The organism is Microbispora sp. NPDC049633 (assembly GCF_040675265.1).
In the GTDB taxonomy this organism is placed as follows: domain Bacteria; phylum Actinomycetota; class Actinomycetes; order Streptosporangiales; family Streptosporangiaceae; genus Microbispora; species Microbispora maris.
In genome coordinates this window covers 1-16,149 of sequence record NZ_JBFAOO010000170.1, presented here as the reverse complement: position 1 = coordinate 16,149, position 16,149 = coordinate 1, and the positions used below count along the sequence as shown (strand labels likewise).

Annotated in this window: 15 protein-coding genes; 3 read left to right on the top strand and 12 right to left on the bottom strand. The window is 70.8% G+C overall.

The genetic code is table 11. The features are described from left to right. Positions 1-226: 226 nt before the first annotated feature. Together AB0J39_RS30825 and AB0J39_RS30820 are read right to left on the bottom strand one after the other, a co-directional pair. Positions 227-1,498 (bottom strand): class I SAM-dependent RNA methyltransferase, encoded by a 1,272-nt coding sequence (locus AB0J39_RS30825; protein WP_363471188.1) that lies wholly within the window; start codon positions 1,496-1,498, stop codon positions 227-229. A 49-nt stretch (positions 1,499-1,547) separates the two neighbouring features. Continuing rightward, positions 1,548-3,590, bottom strand: coding sequence for an APC family permease (locus tag AB0J39_RS30820; RefSeq protein WP_363471186.1), 2,043 nt, complete (start codon positions 3,588-3,590; stop codon positions 1,548-1,550). A 106-nt stretch (positions 3,591-3,696) separates the two neighbouring features. On the opposite strand from AB0J39_RS30820, the gene AB0J39_RS30815 reads away from it, so the two are divergent. Together AB0J39_RS30815 and AB0J39_RS30810 are read left to right on the top strand one after the other, a co-directional pair. Continuing rightward, positions 3,697-4,365 carry a TrkA family potassium uptake protein gene (locus tag AB0J39_RS30815; RefSeq protein ID WP_363471184.1) on the top strand — a complete coding sequence of 223 codons (669 nt, stop codon included), beginning with the start codon at positions 3,697-3,699 and terminating at the stop codon, positions 4,363-4,365. Then, on the top strand, positions 4,365-5,033 hold the full coding sequence (locus AB0J39_RS30810; protein WP_363471182.1) for a TrkA family potassium uptake protein: 669 nt from the start codon (positions 4,365-4,367) through the stop codon (positions 5,031-5,033). Before AB0J39_RS30815 ends, AB0J39_RS30810 begins: the two co-directional genes overlap by 1 nt. 49 nt (positions 5,034-5,082) lie before the next feature. On the opposite strand, the gene AB0J39_RS30805 is transcribed toward AB0J39_RS30810, so the two are convergent. The 6 genes from AB0J39_RS30805 to valS all read right to left on the bottom strand — a co-directional run bounded on the left by AB0J39_RS30805 (position 5,083) and on the right by valS (position 11,473). Next, positions 5,083-5,787 carry a DUF3159 domain-containing protein gene (locus AB0J39_RS30805; protein WP_363471180.1) on the bottom strand — a complete coding sequence of 235 codons (705 nt, stop codon included), beginning with the start codon at positions 5,785-5,787 and terminating at the stop codon, positions 5,083-5,085. 16 nt (positions 5,788-5,803) lie between these two features. Continuing rightward, complete coding sequence (locus AB0J39_RS30800) at positions 5,804-6,196, bottom strand: OB-fold nucleic acid binding domain-containing protein (RefSeq protein WP_030505482.1); 393 nt, start codon at positions 6,194-6,196, stop codon at positions 5,804-5,806. A 170-nt stretch (positions 6,197-6,366) separates the two neighbouring features. Further along, complete coding sequence (locus AB0J39_RS30795; protein ID WP_363471178.1) at positions 6,367-7,044, bottom strand: DUF3710 domain-containing protein; 678 nt, start codon at positions 7,042-7,044, stop codon at positions 6,367-6,369. A gap of 48 nt (positions 7,045-7,092) precedes the next feature. Continuing rightward, positions 7,093-7,533: a dUTP diphosphatase gene (dut, locus tag AB0J39_RS30790; protein WP_363471176.1), complete on the bottom strand. Its 441-nt coding sequence runs from the start codon at positions 7,531-7,533 to the stop codon at positions 7,093-7,095. A gap of 11 nt (positions 7,534-7,544) precedes the next feature. Next, on the bottom strand, positions 7,545-8,771 hold the full coding sequence (locus AB0J39_RS30785) for an AI-2E family transporter (RefSeq protein ID WP_363471174.1): 1,227 nt from the start codon (positions 8,769-8,771) through the stop codon (positions 7,545-7,547). 179 nt (positions 8,772-8,950) lie between these two features. Next, the gene (gene valS, locus AB0J39_RS30780; RefSeq protein WP_363471172.1) at positions 8,951-11,473 is read right to left on the bottom strand and encodes a valine--tRNA ligase; all 2,523 of its coding nucleotides are present in this window, start codon (positions 11,471-11,473) and stop codon (positions 8,951-8,953) included. A gap of 69 nt (positions 11,474-11,542) precedes the next feature. Here valS and AB0J39_RS30775 point away from each other — a divergent pair, with 69 nt between their 5' ends. Beyond that, positions 11,543-11,860: a DUF4235 domain-containing protein gene (locus AB0J39_RS30775; RefSeq protein WP_363471170.1), complete on the top strand. Its 318-nt coding sequence runs from the start codon at positions 11,543-11,545 to the stop codon at positions 11,858-11,860. Here the strand turns inward: AB0J39_RS30775 and AB0J39_RS30770 are convergent. The 4 genes from AB0J39_RS30770 to AB0J39_RS30755 all read right to left on the bottom strand — a co-directional run. Next, positions 11,850-13,247: a trehalose-6-phosphate synthase gene (locus tag AB0J39_RS30770; protein WP_363471168.1), complete on the bottom strand. Its 1,398-nt coding sequence runs from the start codon at positions 13,245-13,247 to the stop codon at positions 11,850-11,852. The genes AB0J39_RS30775 and AB0J39_RS30770 overlap by 11 nt on opposite strands. A 291-nt stretch (positions 13,248-13,538) precedes the next feature. Further along, on the bottom strand, positions 13,539-14,315 hold the full coding sequence (locus AB0J39_RS30765; protein WP_363471166.1) for a hypothetical protein: 777 nt from the start codon (positions 14,313-14,315) through the stop codon (positions 13,539-13,541). A 19-nt stretch (positions 14,316-14,334) separates the two neighbouring features. After that, positions 14,335-14,634 (bottom strand): DUF4193 domain-containing protein, encoded by a 300-nt coding sequence (locus tag AB0J39_RS30760; protein WP_030505490.1) that lies wholly within the window; start codon positions 14,632-14,634, stop codon positions 14,335-14,337. A gap of 258 nt (positions 14,635-14,892) precedes the next feature. Beyond that, on the bottom strand, positions 14,893-16,149 hold a 1,257-nt coding region (locus AB0J39_RS30755; protein ID WP_363471164.1), incomplete at its 5' end, for a HAMP domain-containing sensor histidine kinase.

Genomic DNA, 16,149 nt, shown 5'->3' with positions numbered 1-16,149 from the left:
ACATCTACAAACACCCAATTTTTTTATGATACGGAGACCACCGATATCTACTCGCCTGCTAAGACACTCTTTCCCTACTAGACGCTCTTCCGATCTCCCCTGGTGAACTCTGTTGACGACCTTGCGGTACGCGCGTCAGCGGCCGCCCGGGCGCATCGGTTCGCGACGCGGGCCGCGATCAGCTCCGGAGCCCGTCACGGCATGTCCCGCCCATGCGGCGCCGGGATCAGTCCCTGACGAGCAGGGCCACGCACTCCACGTGGTGGGTCATCGGATACTGGTCGAAGGCTCGCAGGTCCTCCAGCCGGTAGCCGTGCTGACCGAACCAGGCGACGTCCCTGGCCAGCGTCGCCGGGTCGCACGAGACGTACACCACCCGCGAGGCCTCCAGGGCGGCGACGCGCTCGACCACCGGGCGGCCGAGCCCCGCGCGGGGCGGGTCGGCCACCACGAGGTCGGCCCGGTCGATCCGCAGCCGGTCGAGCGCCTCCTCGACCCTGCCCCGCTCGATTTGCGCCTGCGGCAGGTCGCGCAGGTTGAACCGGGCGTCCTGCGCCGCCTGCGGCTCGGACTCGATGCCGAGCACGGCCCCCTCCGGGCCGACCGCCTCGGCCAGCGCGGCGGCGAACAGGCCGGCGCCGCAGTACAGGTCGAGCGCCCACTCCCCCGGCTCGGGCCGGCCGAAGTCGAGCACCGCGTCGAGCAGCGTGGCCGCCGCACCCGGGTGGACCTGCCAGAACCCGCTGGCGGTGACCCGGAAGTCCCGTTCGCCCACCCGCTCGGTCAGCGAGGCCCGGCCGCGCAGCGCGCGCGTGCCCCGCCTGCCCTCGTCGAGCAGGACCGCGGCGTCCACGTCGGGGACGACCGCCCTGCGGCGCGGCTCGGGTTCGACGATCACGGCGCGCTCGCCGCCCGAGGCCGCCACCACCTCGACCGAGGCGGCACCCGGCCACGCGAGGCGTTCCGCGCCGACGCCCTCGACGGCGGGATGCGCGATGAGGCACTCGGTGACGTGCTCGATCTCGTGCGACCGGTGCTTGCGCAGCCCGGCCGTGCCGTCCCGGTCCACGGCGAACCGGACGCGGGTGCGCCACCCGAGGCCGTCCTCCGACCCCGGCACCTCCTCGACCACGACCTTGAGGTCCAGGCCCGCGAGCCGCCGGAACTGCTCGGCGACCACGTCGGCCTTGAGCCGGCGCTGCGCCTCCAGCGACGCGTGCTGCCAGTCGCAGCCGCCGCACCGGCCGGGGCCGGCGAACGGACAGGGCGGCGTGACCCGGTCGGGTGAGGATTCCAGGATCTCGACGGCGTCGGCCCGCAGGAACCGCGCGGTCTCCTCGGTCACCTCGGCCACCACCCGCTCGCCGGGCAGGGCGTGCCGGACGAACACCACCCGGCCCTCGTGCCTGGCCACGCACCAGCCGCCGTTGGCGACGGCGTCCACCGTCAGCTCGAGCCGTCCCTTGTTCATCCGGTCGGCCTCTCTCGTTTCGATCATCGGTCTTGAGGGGTGCGGCACGCCGCACCGATCGCAGGCGGACGGGTTGTCACGTCTTGACCTGCGTGTCCTTCGACGGCGGCTGGTAGGAGCGGCGGGACGCGCCGGGCGCGGCCGGCTCCCTGCGGCCCTTGAGACGGTCGGAGGAGGCGAGCTGGAACGGCACGCTCGTGACCATGACCCCGGGCTTGAACAGCAGCCGGCCCTTGAGCCGCAGCGCGCTCTGGTTGTGCAGGAGGTGCTCCCACCAGCGGCCGACCACGTACTCCGGGATGTAGACGGTCACGACGTCGCGCGGCGAGCGCCGCCGCAGCGACTTCACGTACTCGAGCACGGGACCGGTGATCTCCCGGTACGGCGAGTCGAGGATCTTCAGCGGCACGTCGATGCCGCGGCGGTCCCACTCCTCCCTGAGCCTGTTCGCCTCGTCGGCGTCCACCATGACCGTCACGGCCTCCAGGCTCGACGGGCGGGTCGCCCTGGCGTACGCGAGCGCGCGCAGCGTGGGCTTGTGGATCTTCGAGACGAGCACGACCGCGTGGTTGCGAGCCGGCAGCATCGACTCGTCGATCTCGCTCTCCTCCGGCGCGGCGAGCTCCGCGGCGACCCGGTCGTAGTGCCGCCTGATGCCCTTCATCATCAGGAAGAGCACCGGCATCGCGATGCAGACGATGTACGCGCCGTGCGTGAACTTGGTGGCGAGCACGACGACCAGCACCAGCCCTGTCATGATCGCGCCGAAGCCGTTGATCAGCCGCGAGCGCATCATGTGGAAGCGCGCCCTCGCGTCGCTCTCGGTCCTCAGGTGACGGGTCCAGTGCCGGACCATGCCGATCTGGCTGAGGGTGAACGAGACGAACACCCCGACGATGTAGAGGTTGAGCAGCTTGCTCACGTCCGCGTCGAACGCCCAGATCAGCAGGCAGGCCCCGGCCGCGAGGATGACGATGCCGTTGCTGAAGGCGAGGCGGTCGCCCCGGGTGTGGAGCTGACGCGGCAGGTAGCGGTCCTGCGCGAGGATCGACCCGAGCACCGGGAAGCCGTTGAACGCGGTGTTGGCCGCCAGGAACAGGATGAGGGCGGTCACCGCGGCGATCACGACGAACAGGACCGAGCCGTGGCCGAAGACGGCCGACGCGACCTGCGCGATGATCGGCTGCTGGTAGTAGTCGGGCCCGGCCGGGTGGCCGTCGATGATGATGTCCCTGGGCGCGGTGGCGGGGTCGGCGACCGTCACCCCGGACTTCAGGCCGAGGAAGATGATCCCGCTGAACATCGTGACCGCGATGAGGCCCATCATCAGCAGCGTCGTCGCGGCGTTCCTGCTCTTGGGCTTGCGGAAGGCCGGCACGCCGTTGCTGATCGCCTCGACACCGGTCAGCGCCGCGCAGCCGGAGGAGAAGGCGCGCAGCACCAGGAACGCCAGCGCGAACCCGGCCAGATCCCCCTGCTCGGCGACGAGCTTGTAGTCCGCCGTCGGGGCGCGCAGCTCCTGGCCCAGCACGACCAGGCGGAACAGCCCCCACAGGATCATGCCGATGACCGCGCCCATGAAGGCGTAGGTCGGAACAGCGAAAGCGACACCCGATTCCCGGATGCCGCGCAGGTTCATGATGGTCAGGAGTACGACGATGGCTATCGCTACCAGGGGGCGATGCTCGGCGACGAAGGGGATCGTCGCGCCCACGTAGTCGGCGCCGTTGGCGACCGACACCGCCACGGTCAGCACGTAGTCGACGAGCAGGGCGCTCGCGACGGTCAGCCCCGCCGTCGGTCCCAGGTTCGTCGTGGCCACCTCGTAGTCGCCACCGCCGCTGGGATAGGCGTGCACGTTCTGCCGGTAGGACGCCACCACGACGAGCATGACGAGGACGACCCCCGCCGCGACCCAGGGGCTGATGCTGTAGAGCCCGACCCCGGCGATCGACAGGATGATCAGGATCTCCTGCGGCGCGTACGCCACGGAGGACAGCGCGTCACTGGCGAAGACCGGCAGTGCCACACGCTTGGGCAGCAGCTGGTGGTGGAGCGCGGTGCTTCGCAGAGCCCGCCCCACGAGGAGCCGCTTGACAAGATCTGGCACCTTGGACACGTCTGTTGAGCCTAGTCCCCCCGTGCCGTGCCCGGGTCATGCGGTGCGCCATGAGGGCGACATACTGTCTGCAATAGGAGACCGCCACAACCCACGGCGGGGGAGCATGCATATTGTGATCATGGGATGCGGACGGGTCGGCTCGACCCTGGCGCACATCCTTGAGGACAACGGGCACTCGGTCGCCGTCATCGACCGTGACCCGCAGGCCTTCCGCCGGCTGCGGGCAGGCTTCCGGGGCCGCAGGGTGACCGGCATCGGTTTCGACCGCGACGTCCTCGAGGAGGCCGGCATCGCCTCGGCCGCCTCCTTCGTCGCCGTCAGCAGCGGGGACAACTCCAACATCATCTCCGCCCGGGTCGCGCGGGAGATGTTCGGCGTGGACAACGTGGTGGCCCGCATCTACGACCCCCGCCGGGCCGAGGTCTACCAGCGGCTCGGCATCCCCACCGTGGCGACGGTCCGCTGGACCGCCGACCAGATCCTGCGCCGGGTGCTGCCCGAGGGCGCGGAACCCCTCTGGCGCGACCCGACCGGGACGGTCGTCCTCGCCGAGGTGGCCTTCCACCAGGGCTGGATCGGCACCCGGGCCAGGGAGATCGAGAACGTCACGGGCGCGCGCGTGGCCTTCCTCAACCGAATGGGCGAGGCGGTCGTGCCGAAGGACGCGACCGTCGTCCAGGAAGGGGACATCCTCCACCTGGTCGCCGCCGAGAACGACATGGACCGCATCAACAAGATGCTGTCCGCCCCGCCGTCCGACGAGGAGCACTGATGCGCGTCACCATCGCCGGCGCCGGAGCCGTCGGCCGCTCCATCGCGGCGGAGCTCCTGGAGAACGGCCACCAGGTCCTGCTCATCGACATCGACCCCCACGCCATCAAGATCGACAGCGTGCCGCGGGCCGAATGGCTGCTGGCCGACGCCTGCGAGATCTCCTCGCTGGACGAGGCGGGCCTGAACAGCTGCCAGGTCGTGATCGCCGCCTCCGGCGACGACAAGGTCAACCTCGTGGTCTCGCTGCTCGCCAAGACCGAGTACGGCGTGCCGCGGGTGGTCGCCCGGGTCAACCACCCCAAGAACGAGTGGCTGTTCAACGAGTCGTGGGGCGTGGACGTCGCCGTCTCCACCCCGCGTCTGCTGTCGGCCCTGGTCGAGGAGGCGGTCAGCGTCGGCGACCTGGTGCGCCTGATGACCTTCCGGCAGGGTCAGGCCAACCTGGTGGAGCTCACGCTGGCCGAGGACGCGCCGGTGGTGGGCCAGCGGGCGGGCTCGGTGCCGTGGCCGGTGGACGCCGCCCTCGTGGCGATCCTGCGCGAGGGCCGGGTGCTGGTCCCCTCGGCCGACGACCCGCTGGAGGCCGGCGACGAACTGCTGTTCGTGGCCAACCAGGAGGTCGAGCACGAGCTCACCGTGCTGCTGTCGGCCCACGGACGTCCCTGACCGCCATCGACTCGGCCCCGGGACACCTGCCCGGGGCCTTCGCGTTCCGTCAGACGGACGGCTGCGCGGGCGGCTGGGTGGGTGTCTGGGTGGGCGTCTGGAGACCGGGCTCGATCGGGGTGCGGCCCCGGGCGAGCACCCACACCATCGCGGCCAGAGCGGCGACCTGCAGCGGCCAGCCCAGGGCGATCTTGGCCACGCCGAGGGCGGTCACCTGGTCCGCCCAGTAGAGCGGCAGCTGGATCACCACCCGCAGCAGGCAGGGCAGCATGAGCAGCCACGTCAGCCGCGAGCACAGCCGGACTAGCGCGGAGTCGTTGTGCCAGGCCGTCGGGTCGCCGGTCACCGAGCCGATCAGGAACCCCACGACCGGCCAGCGGACCACGATCGACAGCAGCATGCCGGCGGCGTAGGCCCCGTTGTAGAGGATCCCCGGCAGGAACACGTCCTTGGCGTCGCCGGTGCGGGTCGCGAAGAACGCGCCGATGCCGATGCCGACGAGGCTGTTGAGCACGAACTGGGGCGTCGTGCGCTGCGCGAGCCGCACCAGCAGGAGCACCACCGCCGAGGCGATGCCGACGATCAGCGAGGTCTTCAGCTGGCTGGTGCCCACCCACGTGCCGGTGAAGGCGATCGTGGGCACGGCCGCCTCGACGATCCCGCGTCTGCCACCCAGCGCCTTGCTCATCTGGGCACGAACGGCCGCCTCAACGGTGGCGTGCGCCGCGGGGGCCGTCATGTCCGCTGTGCTCATACGGTCTCCTGAGAGATCAAGGGCCACCGGCCGGGCGTAGCTCGTAACGGGGGTTGAACATGACCTTGCGGCCGTCCTGGACGCTGACCAGTCCTTCGGCCCGCACCACCCGGCCCGGCTCGATGCCGGCGATCTTCCGGCGGCCGAGCCAGACCAGGTCGATCACGTCCGACCCGTCGTACAACTCCGCCTCGAGGGCGGGCGCGCCGCCGCGCGGGCGGAGGGTGACGGTGCGCAGCGTGCCCGCGACGCAGGTCCGCTGACGCTCACCGCACCGGGCGATGGGTGTCGCCCCCTGCTGCTCCAGGTCCTCCTGGAGCTCGGCGGCCTCCAGCTCGGCCTGGCTGGTGGTCAGCCGTCGGAAGAAGCCCCGCAGTCCGCCTCGTCTGGCAGGCTCCGGCGTGCCCATCGGTCACTCACCCAGCTTCCTCCCCCTGCGGGGATTCGTCGTCCCGGCTTCCAGCCTAGGCCCGTCGTCATCCACCGCAGCATACGTGAGCCGCATACGGGCCAGAAGGACGGTCAGGGCAGGGCTTGCTCCCCGATTCGGTCAATCGGCGCGCCGCCCCCCGGCGGAGGTCAGCGGATCTCGCTGATCTCGGGACCGCGTTCGAAGGGCCGGAACTCCTCCCGGCGGCCCTCCTGCTCCTCCATGGCCTGCCGTGCCTCGGCCGGCAGGCGGAGCTGGATCGCCTCCCTGGGCGGCATCGGCTCGTCGCCGCGTACGACGACGATGTCGCGGACGACGTCCTCCAGGATCCGCGCCGCCTCCGGGTCGACCGCCGCCCTGCCGCTGATCACGGCCCGCAGGAACCAGCGTGGCCCGTCGACGCCGACGTAGCGCACCGGCTGCCGTCCCTGCGCCTGGCCCTGTGCGGGCACCTCGGCCGCGATCTCCGGGCCGAACGGTCCTTCCCGCTCCTCGGCGGCTCCGCCCGCGGCCACCACCTCGCGGGCCAGCTCGGCCCGCACCTCGCTCCAGATCCCGCTGCGCTTGGGCGCGGCGAAGGCGTTCACCTGCAGGGCGCTCTCCTCGACCAGGACGATCACACCGTCGACCTGGTCGCCCGCCATGCTGAGCTGGATCTCGAACCCGGGACCGACGGGCAGGCGCAGGCCCCCCAGGTCCACCCGTTCGGTCTCCGGGTAGTCGTCGCCGGAGTCCCAGGGGCCCGCCGTCCGCGCCGGGGCGCGACTCTCCTCCCGCCCGACGGCTGGTGCGGTCTCCTCCTCCACGCGTCGCCGGCGTCGCAACACTTGTCTCACTCTCCTCGCATCGTGGCCCGTTTCCCGGGCCCCGCGGTGTCAGCTCCCCGTCGAGCCGAACCCGTTCGTGCCCCGTACGGAGCCGGGCAACCGGTCGACCTCGTAGAACGCCGCCCGTTCCACCCGCTGGACGACGAGCTGGGCGATGCGGTCACCGCGCCGGAGCCGTACCGCGTCCTTGGCGTCGGTGTTGATCATCGTCACCCTGATCTCGCCCCGGTAGCCGGCGTCGATCGTGCCCGGCGCGTTGACCAGCGTGACGCCGTGCCGGGCCGCCAGGCCCGAACGCGGGTGGACGAAGGCGGCGTAGCCGTCCGGCAGCGCGATGGCGACACCCGTCCGCACGACCGCCCGCTCACCGGGCAGCAGCTCGACGTCCTCCGCCGCGTACAGGTCGGCTCCGGCGTCGCCGGGGTGAGCGTACGACGGGAGCGGAAGACCGGAATCGAGCCGGTGGATCAGGATCTCGACATCGCTCATGAGGCAAGACCCTACCCGTTGCGCTGGGGAGACACCGCCTCTCCCGCTCCGGAGGACGGGCGTGCCGTCTCCGGTTCCTGCCCGCCCTGCCCGGAGGAGTCATGCCCGGGTGCGGGCTCAGGTGCGGGCTCAGGTGCGGGCTCGGGTGCGGGCTCGGCCGGGCCGGGCTCCGCGTCCGGGGGTCCGGTCTCCTCGCCACCGTGCGGGCCGCCTTCCGCCGGCGGCTCGATCGCGGGCTGACCTCGGCGCAGCTCGGGCAGCGCGCGGTAGATGACCGCCGTGAGCGGCACGGCCACCACGGCGCCCGCGATGCCGCCGAGCACGCCGCCCACCGCGAGGACGAGGATGATCGCCAAGGGGTGGAACTCCAGGGCCCGGCCGACGATGAGCGGCTGGAGCACGTGGTTTTCCAGCTGCTGCTCGACCACGAGGATGCCCACGAAGATCAACGCGTAGACCCAGCCCTGGGAGCCGAAGGTCACCAGCGTCGCGATGCCGCCGGCCAGCAGGATGCCGACGACCGGGACGAAGCTCGCCAGGAAGACGAGCACCGCGAGAGGCGCCCACAGCGGCACCCGCATCCCGGCGAGCACCACTCCGATCACGACCCCGTGGATGGCCGCGACCGCGACCGTGCCGTGCACGTAGTGCGAGATCGTCGCCCAGGCCGCCCGGCCCGCCCGGTCCACCCGCGGTGCGGTGGTGCCGAAGGCGCGCAGGAACCAGCCCCAGATCCGTTCGCCGTCCTTCAGCAGGAAGAAGGTCACGAAGAGGATCAGCACGATCGAGGTGAGCACCTCGACGACCGCGGTGGCGCCGCTCAGCACCGTGCTGGTGATCTGACTGCGGTACTGGGTGATCTGGCCGCTGAGCTGGTCCACGAAGTCGGCGATCTGCGCCTCCTTCAAATGGAGGGGACCGTGCAGCAGCCAGTCCTGCACGTTGCGCACGGTGACCTGGATCTGCAGGACCAGCCGGGGAAACTCCTCGTTCGCCCGCACGCCGATCAGGAACCCGATGCCGACTATCAACGCGAGGCCCAGCAGCATCGTGATCCACGTCGCGTAGATCGGCCGGAGCCCGGCGGAGCGCAGCCGCCGCGTCAGCGGATACAGCAGGGCCGCGAGCAGCAGCGCCACGACCACCGGCATGACGACGAAGCTGATCCTCCCGATGATCTGCCACAGGAAGTAGACCATCGCGCCGAGCAGCAGCAGCCGCCAACTCCACGCGGCCATCGCGGCCAGGGTCGGCGGAACCCTCTCATGGGTACTGCGGTTAGACGGGATCACGGATCCAGCCTGGCATGTCGGCGGGCACGGTGCGCGGCCGTTTTACCCGTGATTGGGGATCGATTCGGCGCGATCCGCCGCAGGCCGCCGGCCGCGGGTCTCCCCGCGGCCGGCGGCGCCGTCGCTCAGGCGGTCAGCTCGGCGACCGCGTCGAGGGGGGCGTCACCGGGTTCGAGGACGAACTCCTCGACGTTGCCGGCCGCGCACAGGTCGTCCTGGGCCAGCCGGACCAGCTCCGCCTGGTCCCCCGACACGGTCAGCCGGGAGACCTCGGCCCGCATCGACAGCCGCGCCTCGGACTTCGCCCGCCGTACCCGGCGGAGCACCTCCGCCACGGCGTCGAGCACCGCGGGGTCGCCGAGCCGCGCCTCGGGCAGCTCGCCGGCGGACGGCCAGGCGGCGCGGTGCACCGAGCCCTCCCGCCACCACGACCAGACCTCCTCGGTCACGAACGGCAGGAACGGCGCGAACAGCCGCAGCAGCACGCCGAGCGCCCGCCGCAGGGCGGCGACGGCCGAGGCGTCCCCGGCGTACGCGCGGGCCTTGACCAGCTCCACGTAGTCGTCGCAGAACGACCAGAAGAACCGCTCGGTCCGCTCCAGCGCCCGGGTGTAGTCGTACGCCTCGAACGCCTCGGTGGCCTCGGCGACGACCGCCCCCAGCGCGGCCAGCATGGACAGGTCGACCGGCTCGGTGACCTCGCCGCCGCCCTCGGACCGGAAGCCGAGCACGAACTTCGACGCGTTCAGGATCTTGATGGCCAGCCGGCGGCCGATCTTGATCTGCCCGGTGTCGAACGCCGTGTCGGTGCCGGGACGCCCGTTCGCCGCCCAGTAGCGGACCGCGTCGGAGCCGTACTCCTCCAGCAGGCCCATGGGCGTGACGACGTTGCCCTTGGACTTCGACATCTTCTTGCGGTCGGGGTCGAGGATCCATCCCGAGATCGCCGCGTGCCGCCAGGGCAGCCCGCCGTGCTCCAGGTGCGAGCGCACGACCGTGGAGAACAGCCAGGTACGGATGATCTCGTGGGCCTGGGGCCGCAGGTCCATCGGGAAGACGCGGCGGAACAGGTCGTCGTCGCGCTCCCACCCGGCGGCGATCTGCGGGCTCAGCGAGGAGGTCGCCCACGTGTCCATGACGTCGGGATCGGCGACGAAGCCGAACGGCTTGCCCCGCTGGTCCTCGGTGTACCCGGGCGGCACGTCGCTGGACGGGTCGACCGGCAGCGCCGACTCGGGCGGGACGATCGGCGCCTCGTGGATCGGCTCGCCCTCGGCGTCGAGCGGGTACCAGACCGGGATCGGCACGCCGAAGAACCGCTGGCGGGAGATGAGCCAGTCGCCCGCCAGGCCCTCGACCCAGTTGTCGTACCTGACCCGCATGTGCGGCGGATGCCACTCCAGCTCCCGACCGCGCTCCAACAGCTCGGCGCGCAGCCGCGCGTCCCTGCCGCCGTTGCGGATGTACCACTGCCGGGTGGTGACGATCTCGAGCGGGCGGTCGCCCTTCTCGTAGAACTTCACCGGCCGCTGGATCTTGCGCGGCTCGCCGTCCAGGTTGCCGGACTCGCGCAGCATCTCCACGATGCGCTCGCGCGCGCTGTGCACCGTCTTGCCGGCCAGCTCGGCGTACGGCTCGGCGGGCACGCCCTGCGGCGGCTCGGGGAGCAGGCGGCCGTCCCAGCCGATCACCGGCCGGGTCGGCAGGTCCAGCTCGCGCCACCAGGTGACGTCGGTGACGTCGCCGAACGTGCAGATCATCGCGATGCCCGAGCCCTTGTCGGGCTCGGCGAGGTGATGGGCCACGACCGGCACCTCGACCCCGAACACCGGGGTGCGGACGGTGGTGCCGAACAACGGCCGGTACCGCTCGTCGTCGGGATGGGCGACCAGCGCCACGCAGGCCGGGATCAGCTCGGGGCGGGTGGTCTCGATCCACACCATGCCCTCGCCGGGCCGCTCGAAGCCGATCCGGTGGAAGGCGCCGGGCCACTCCCGGTCCTCCAGCTCGGCCTGGGCCACGGCCGTGCGGAACGTCACGTCCCACAGGGTCGGGGCCTCGGCGACGTACGCCTCGCCGCGGGCGAGATTGCGCAGGAACGCGCGCTGGGACGCCGCCCGGGCGCCCGCGTCGATGGTCGCGTACGTCATCGACCAGTCCACCGACAGGCCGAGACGGCGCCACAGCTCCTCGAAGGCCTTCTCGTCCTCGGCGGTCAGCCGCTCGCACAGCTCGATGAAGTTCCGGCGCGAGATCGGCACCTGCCGCTTGGCGTCCGGCTTCTCCGGCGGGGTGAAGCCCGGGTCGTACGGCATGGAGGGATCGCAGCGCACGCCGAAGTGGTTCTGCACGCGGCGCTCGGTGGGCAGGCCGTTATCGTCCCACCCCATCGGGTAGAAGACCTCGCGCCCCCGCATCCGCTGGTATCGGGCGATCGTGTCCGTGTGCGTGTAGGAGAAGACGTGCCCCACATGGAGGGACCCGGACACGGTGGGCGGCGGGGTGTCGATGGAGTAGACCTCGTCCCGCCCCCGGGACCGGTCGAACCGGTAGGTGCCCTCGGCCTCCCAGCGCTCTACCCATACCGCTTCCAAGCCGTCGAGTGCGGGTTTCTCGGGCATGGCTGCGGGGAGTCGCTGTTCGGTCATGCCACCACATGGTATGGCGTGGACCGCCACCCCGTGCGGAGACACTAAGGTCGTTATCGAGGAGGAATCATGGCGGACACGGTTCGGGAGGCCAAGCGCGAACTCGGCGCGATGGACAAACCCGATATGCAGTGGCGTATCGTCGGCGGCCTGCTCGGCCTGGCGGTGGGCTTCTGCTCACGCAAGGTGCTGTCGTTCGCGTGGGAGAAGGCCACCGGCAAGAAGCCGCCGGCCAGCGCCGACTCCCCCGACATCGGGCTCGGCGAGGCGATCGCGTACGCCGTGGTGATGGGCCTGGGCATGGAGATCACCAGGATCGTCGTCACCCGGTCGGCGGCGAAGAAGTGGCGCAACTGGAAGGACGCCGCCCGGGACCTCACTCAGTAGAAGCGGCCCGCTCCCCGGACTCCAGGGCGGCGAGGAAGTCGCTCGCCCACCTGTCCACGTTGTAGGTGGCGACCCTGCGCCTGAGCGAGCGCATCCTGCGCGCCAGCTCGTGCGGGGTCGCCCGCATCGCCGCCAGCATCGTCCGCTTCATGCCGTCGATGTCGTACGGGTTGACCATGTAGGCCTGACGCATCTCGTCGGCCGCACCGGCGAACTCGCTCAGCACGAGCGCCCCGCGCAGGTCGTGGCGGCAGGCGACGTACTCCTTGGCGACGAGGTTCATGCCGTCGCGCAGCGGCGTGACGACCATGACGTCGGCCGCCAGGTAGAGGGCCGCCAGCTCCTCCTTGGCGTACGACTGGTGCAGGTAGGAGATCGGCATGCGGCCGAGCACGCCGTGCTCGCCGTTGATGCGGCCCACTCTCAGCTCGATGTCGTTGCGCAGCCGGATGTACTCGGCGACGCGCTCCCGCGTGGGCGTGGCGACCTGGACGAAGACCGCCTCGTCCGGCTTGATCGCGCCGTCGTCGAGCAGCTCGCCGAACGCCTTGAGCCGCTGGCCGATCCCCTTGGTGTAGTCGAGCCGGTCGACGCCGAGCAGCACGTGCTCCGGATCGCCCAGCTCCGCGCGGATCTCCTTGGCCCGCTGCTGGATGCTGGGCTCGCGGACGAGCTGATCCAGCTCGCCGTAGTCGACCGAGATCGGGAACGACTCCGCGCGCACCGTCCGGTCTTCGAGCTGGATCTCGTTGCGGAGGTACTGCACCCCGAGCAGGCGGCGGCACAGGCGCAGGAAGTTGGCCGCGCCGCCCGGCCGCTGGAAGCCCACCAGATCGGCCCCGAGCAGGCCCTCGAGGATCTCGTTGCGCCAGGGCAGCTGGTAGAACAGCTCACCCGGCGGGAACGGGATGTGCAGGAAGAAGCCGATCTTCAGGTCGGGCCGCAGCTTGCGCAGCATCGCGGGCACGAGCTGGAGCTGGTAGTCCTGCACCCACACGACCGCGCCCGGGGCGGCGGCGTCCGCGGCCGCGCGGGCGAACCGATCGTTGACCGCGCGGTAGGCGTCCCAGAGCACGCGCGAGTAGACCGGCGTGGCGACCACGTCGTGGTAGAGCGGCCACAGGGTGGCGTTGGAGAAGCCCTCGTAGTACAGCTCGACCTCGAGCTGGGATAGCGGGATGGGGATGAGGTGCATGCCGTCGTGGTCGAAGGGCTTCAGCTCCTCCCCGGCCGCCCCGGTCCAGCCGAGCCAGGCCCCGTCACGTCGTTGCATGACGGGCGCGATGGCGGTGACGAGCCCTCCTGGGCTCCGCCGCCACTCGTTCTCGCCCACGCGATCGACCGGTAGCCGGTTCGCTACGATCAGAAATGAGCTGGTGCCACGCATGCATCTCCTCCAGGTGGTCGCCTGTGACCACCATACGGAAAGTCACCAGTGACCCCCATACCCGTAAGAACGTGCACAATTCCCACCGGTTGTTGTGAGAATGATCTCACGCAGCTCACACGGGGTCGGCAAGTGGTTTAGACCACTCGGTGACACTTCCCTACCTGAAAGATCAGGACGGTCCGAGAGTGCCGATAGGGACGGCACCTGGGCTGATGCCCGTTTTCCTGGGGCGGAACCGGATCGGCAGGGGATCAGCCGGACGCGGGGGTCTACCTGGAGGCGGGGGCGTCAGCTCGGAGGCAGTGCGGGGGCATCGGATTGCGGCAGAGCGTGCTGGCGGCGCAGGTCCGCGCGCACGGCGCCGGCGAGCTTCTTGGTGGCGGCCCTGTTCAGCGCGCCGCCGGCCACGGCGCCGGTGAGGAAGGGGCCGAGTGTGGTGAGATGCCGGCCGAGCGTGCGCATCAGGCGGTTGCGCAGCGCGGTCTTGGCGGCGGTCCCGAGCGCGAGCGTGGCCGAGCCGGGGGCGAGGGGGTTGACGCCCCGCTGCTTCGACCATGCCAGCGCGAACGCGGCCGCCCTCTGGGTGCCGTTGCCGGGGACCCGCACGCCGTACACCTCGTGCAGTTCGGCGAGGAGCTTCACTTCGATCGCCGCGACGACCAGCGTCTCGGCCACGATCTGGGCGGGTGCGGACAGCAGGAGCGGCGGCGCGGCGAACTCGGCCGCGGCGAGCGCCCCGCCGACCGCGCCGACCGCCGTCGTCGCCTTGGCGGCGGTGCGGACGAGGTCGTCGGCGAGCTGCTCACCGGTGAGCCCGTAGTGGTGTTCCCGCAGGGTCTCGAGGTCCCTGACCGGTAACCGCGGAGCGATGTTCATGAAGACGTCGGCAAGCCATCGGCCCCGGCCGACTCCCCGTTGACGTGCCTTCCCCGCGGACCGTGCCAGGGCCCCGCTGAGGCGGCCGAGCAGCCGGCGCCGCTCGGCCCCGTCCGTCTCCTCAGAGGCGACGAGCTTGCCGACCAGGTCGGCGACCTCGTTGTTTGAATCATCCGCTGCTGAAGTCACGGACCCTCCCAAGGGTCTCCTAGGCGGCGCACTCGCGACAGACCTGCTGGCCGTTCTTCTCCGAGGCCAGCTGGCTGCGGTGGTGCACCAGGAAGCACCGCGAACAGGTGAATTCATCGGCCTGCCGAGGAATCACCCGCAGCGAGAGCTCCTCGTTCGACAGATCCGCCCCCGGCAGCTCCAACGACTCGGCCAGATCGGTCTCGTCGATGTCGATGCTGCCCGACGACTTGTCGCTCCTGCGCGCCTGGAGTTCCTGGAGGCTGTCCTCGTTGAGGTCGTCGTCGGTCTTACGCGGGCTGTCGTAGTCGGTAGCCATCTGCTACTCCATCCCCCTCATCTATCTGCCTGCGCCTGTGTCGCGCGTGGATAACGCTCGGAAGGCCGGTGTTGTGCCCGCGGGGGCCGGTAAATTGTGCAATCGGTACCCGCTTGAACGAACACTGAACCTTCCGACACGCGAGGGGCATCCCGCCGGAGGCTGCGGTTAGCCAAATATGGCGAAAACCACAGTATCGGCGGTATCCCTACCGCGTTCGACGGCACATCCAACCACATGTACGGCGCGCTCGCTCCATCAGCGCGCCGACTGCGGCGTCCCCGGAGAGCCCCCGGTTCCGGAGAGTCGTACCGTCACCACGAGGCCGCCCCCGTCTCGGGGAACGGCGGCGACCGTACCGCCGTGCGCGCGGACGATCGCGCGGACGATGGACAGGCCGAGACCCGCGCCCTTGGCGGACTGGACCCGGTCGGCATTCAGCCGTCGGAACGGCTCGAACAGGCTCTCCACCTCGTACGCGGGAACGTGCGGTCCCGTGTTCGCGACCTGAACAACCGCACCCCCATCCACAATTCCCGTCCGGACCCATACTTTTCCGGATTCCCCAAGATTGTGCTTGATGCCGTTCTCAACCAGGTTGGAGACGCAGCGCTCAATGAGAACGGGGTCGCCGGTCGTGGCCGCCGGGTGGAGGTCGTGCTCCACCGTGACGCCCTCTTCCCCGGCGAAGGGGGCCAGTTGCTCCACCGCGGTCCTGGCGACCTCCTGGACGTCCACGGGCTTGCGCACCGACAGCTCGCGCTCGCTGCGGGCGAGCAGGAGCAGGCCCTCGATGAGCCGCTCGTTGCGGGCGGTGGTGCCCAGGAGCGTGCGCCCGAGCACCTTCAGATCATCGGAGGCCTCCGGATCGGACAGCGCCACCTCCAGCACCGTGCGGTTGATCGCCAGCGGCGTGCGCAGCTCGTGCGAGGCGTTGTCCACGAACCGCCGCTGGGCGTCGAAGGCGGTGTTGAGCCGGGTGAGCATGGCGTCGAAGGTGTCGGCCAGCTCCTTCAGCTCGTCGTCGGGGCCCTGGAGGGCGATGCGCTCGTGGGCGAGCGAGGTCTCCGACAGCTTCCGCGCGGTCGCCGTCATCTTCATGACCGGCCGCAGGGCCCGGTCGGCCACGACGTAGCCGAGCATGAGGGCGAAGATCCCCACGCCCAGCAGCGCCAGCAGCGCCCGCTTCAGCAGTTCGCTGCGCGCCGCCGCGGTCACCGCCGCCTGCGACTGGCCGAACTGCCTGTTGACCTGGTCGACCCACTCCTGCGGCACGATCCCGCTCGGAATGTAGATCTTCGGCACGTTCTGCCAGCCGACGTCGATCGCCTGGCCGACCAGCACGTACATGACCATCACGAGCAGCGCGCCCGCGACGAAGACCAGGGCGGCGTACGTGAGGGTCAGGCGCCACCGGATGCTGACGCGGTTCTGCAGCGACCTGATCTCGTCGAGCAGGTTGCCCCGCTGCACCGGGTGGGCGACGAGGGGCGGCGGCCCGTCCCAGGCGGGCGG

Coding starts and splice junctions, on each gene's coding strand:
- AB0J39_RS30825 (WP_363471188.1), bottom strand. CDS start 1,498: ATGATCGAAACGAGAGAGGCCGACCGGATGAACAAGGGACGGCTCGAG.
- AB0J39_RS30815 (WP_363471184.1), top strand. CDS start 3,697: ATGCATATTGTGATCATGGGATGCGGACGGGTCGGCTCGACCCTGGCG.
- AB0J39_RS30810 (WP_363471182.1), top strand. CDS start 4,365: ATGCGCGTCACCATCGCCGGCGCCGGAGCCGTCGGCCGCTCCATCGCG.
- AB0J39_RS30805 (WP_363471180.1), bottom strand. CDS start 5,787: ATGAGCACAGCGGACATGACGGCCCCCGCGGCGCACGCCACCGTTGAG.
- AB0J39_RS30800 (WP_030505482.1), bottom strand. CDS start 6,196: ATGGGCACGCCGGAGCCTGCCAGACGAGGCGGACTGCGGGGCTTCTTC.
- dut (WP_363471176.1), bottom strand. CDS start 7,533: ATGAGCGATGTCGAGATCCTGATCCACCGGCTCGATTCCGGTCTTCCG.
- AB0J39_RS30785 (WP_363471174.1), bottom strand. CDS start 8,771: ATGGCCGCGTGGAGTTGGCGGCTGCTGCTGCTCGGCGCGATGGTCTAC.
- valS (WP_363471172.1), bottom strand. CDS start 11,473: ATGACCGAACAGCGACTCCCCGCAGCCATGCCCGAGAAACCCGCACTC.
- AB0J39_RS30775 (WP_363471170.1), top strand. CDS start 11,543: ATGGCGGACACGGTTCGGGAGGCCAAGCGCGAACTCGGCGCGATGGAC.
- AB0J39_RS30770 (WP_363471168.1), bottom strand. CDS start 13,247: ATGCGTGGCACCAGCTCATTTCTGATCGTAGCGAACCGGCTACCGGTC.
- AB0J39_RS30760 (WP_030505490.1), bottom strand. CDS start 14,634: ATGGCTACCGACTACGACAGCCCGCGTAAGACCGACGACGACCTCAAC.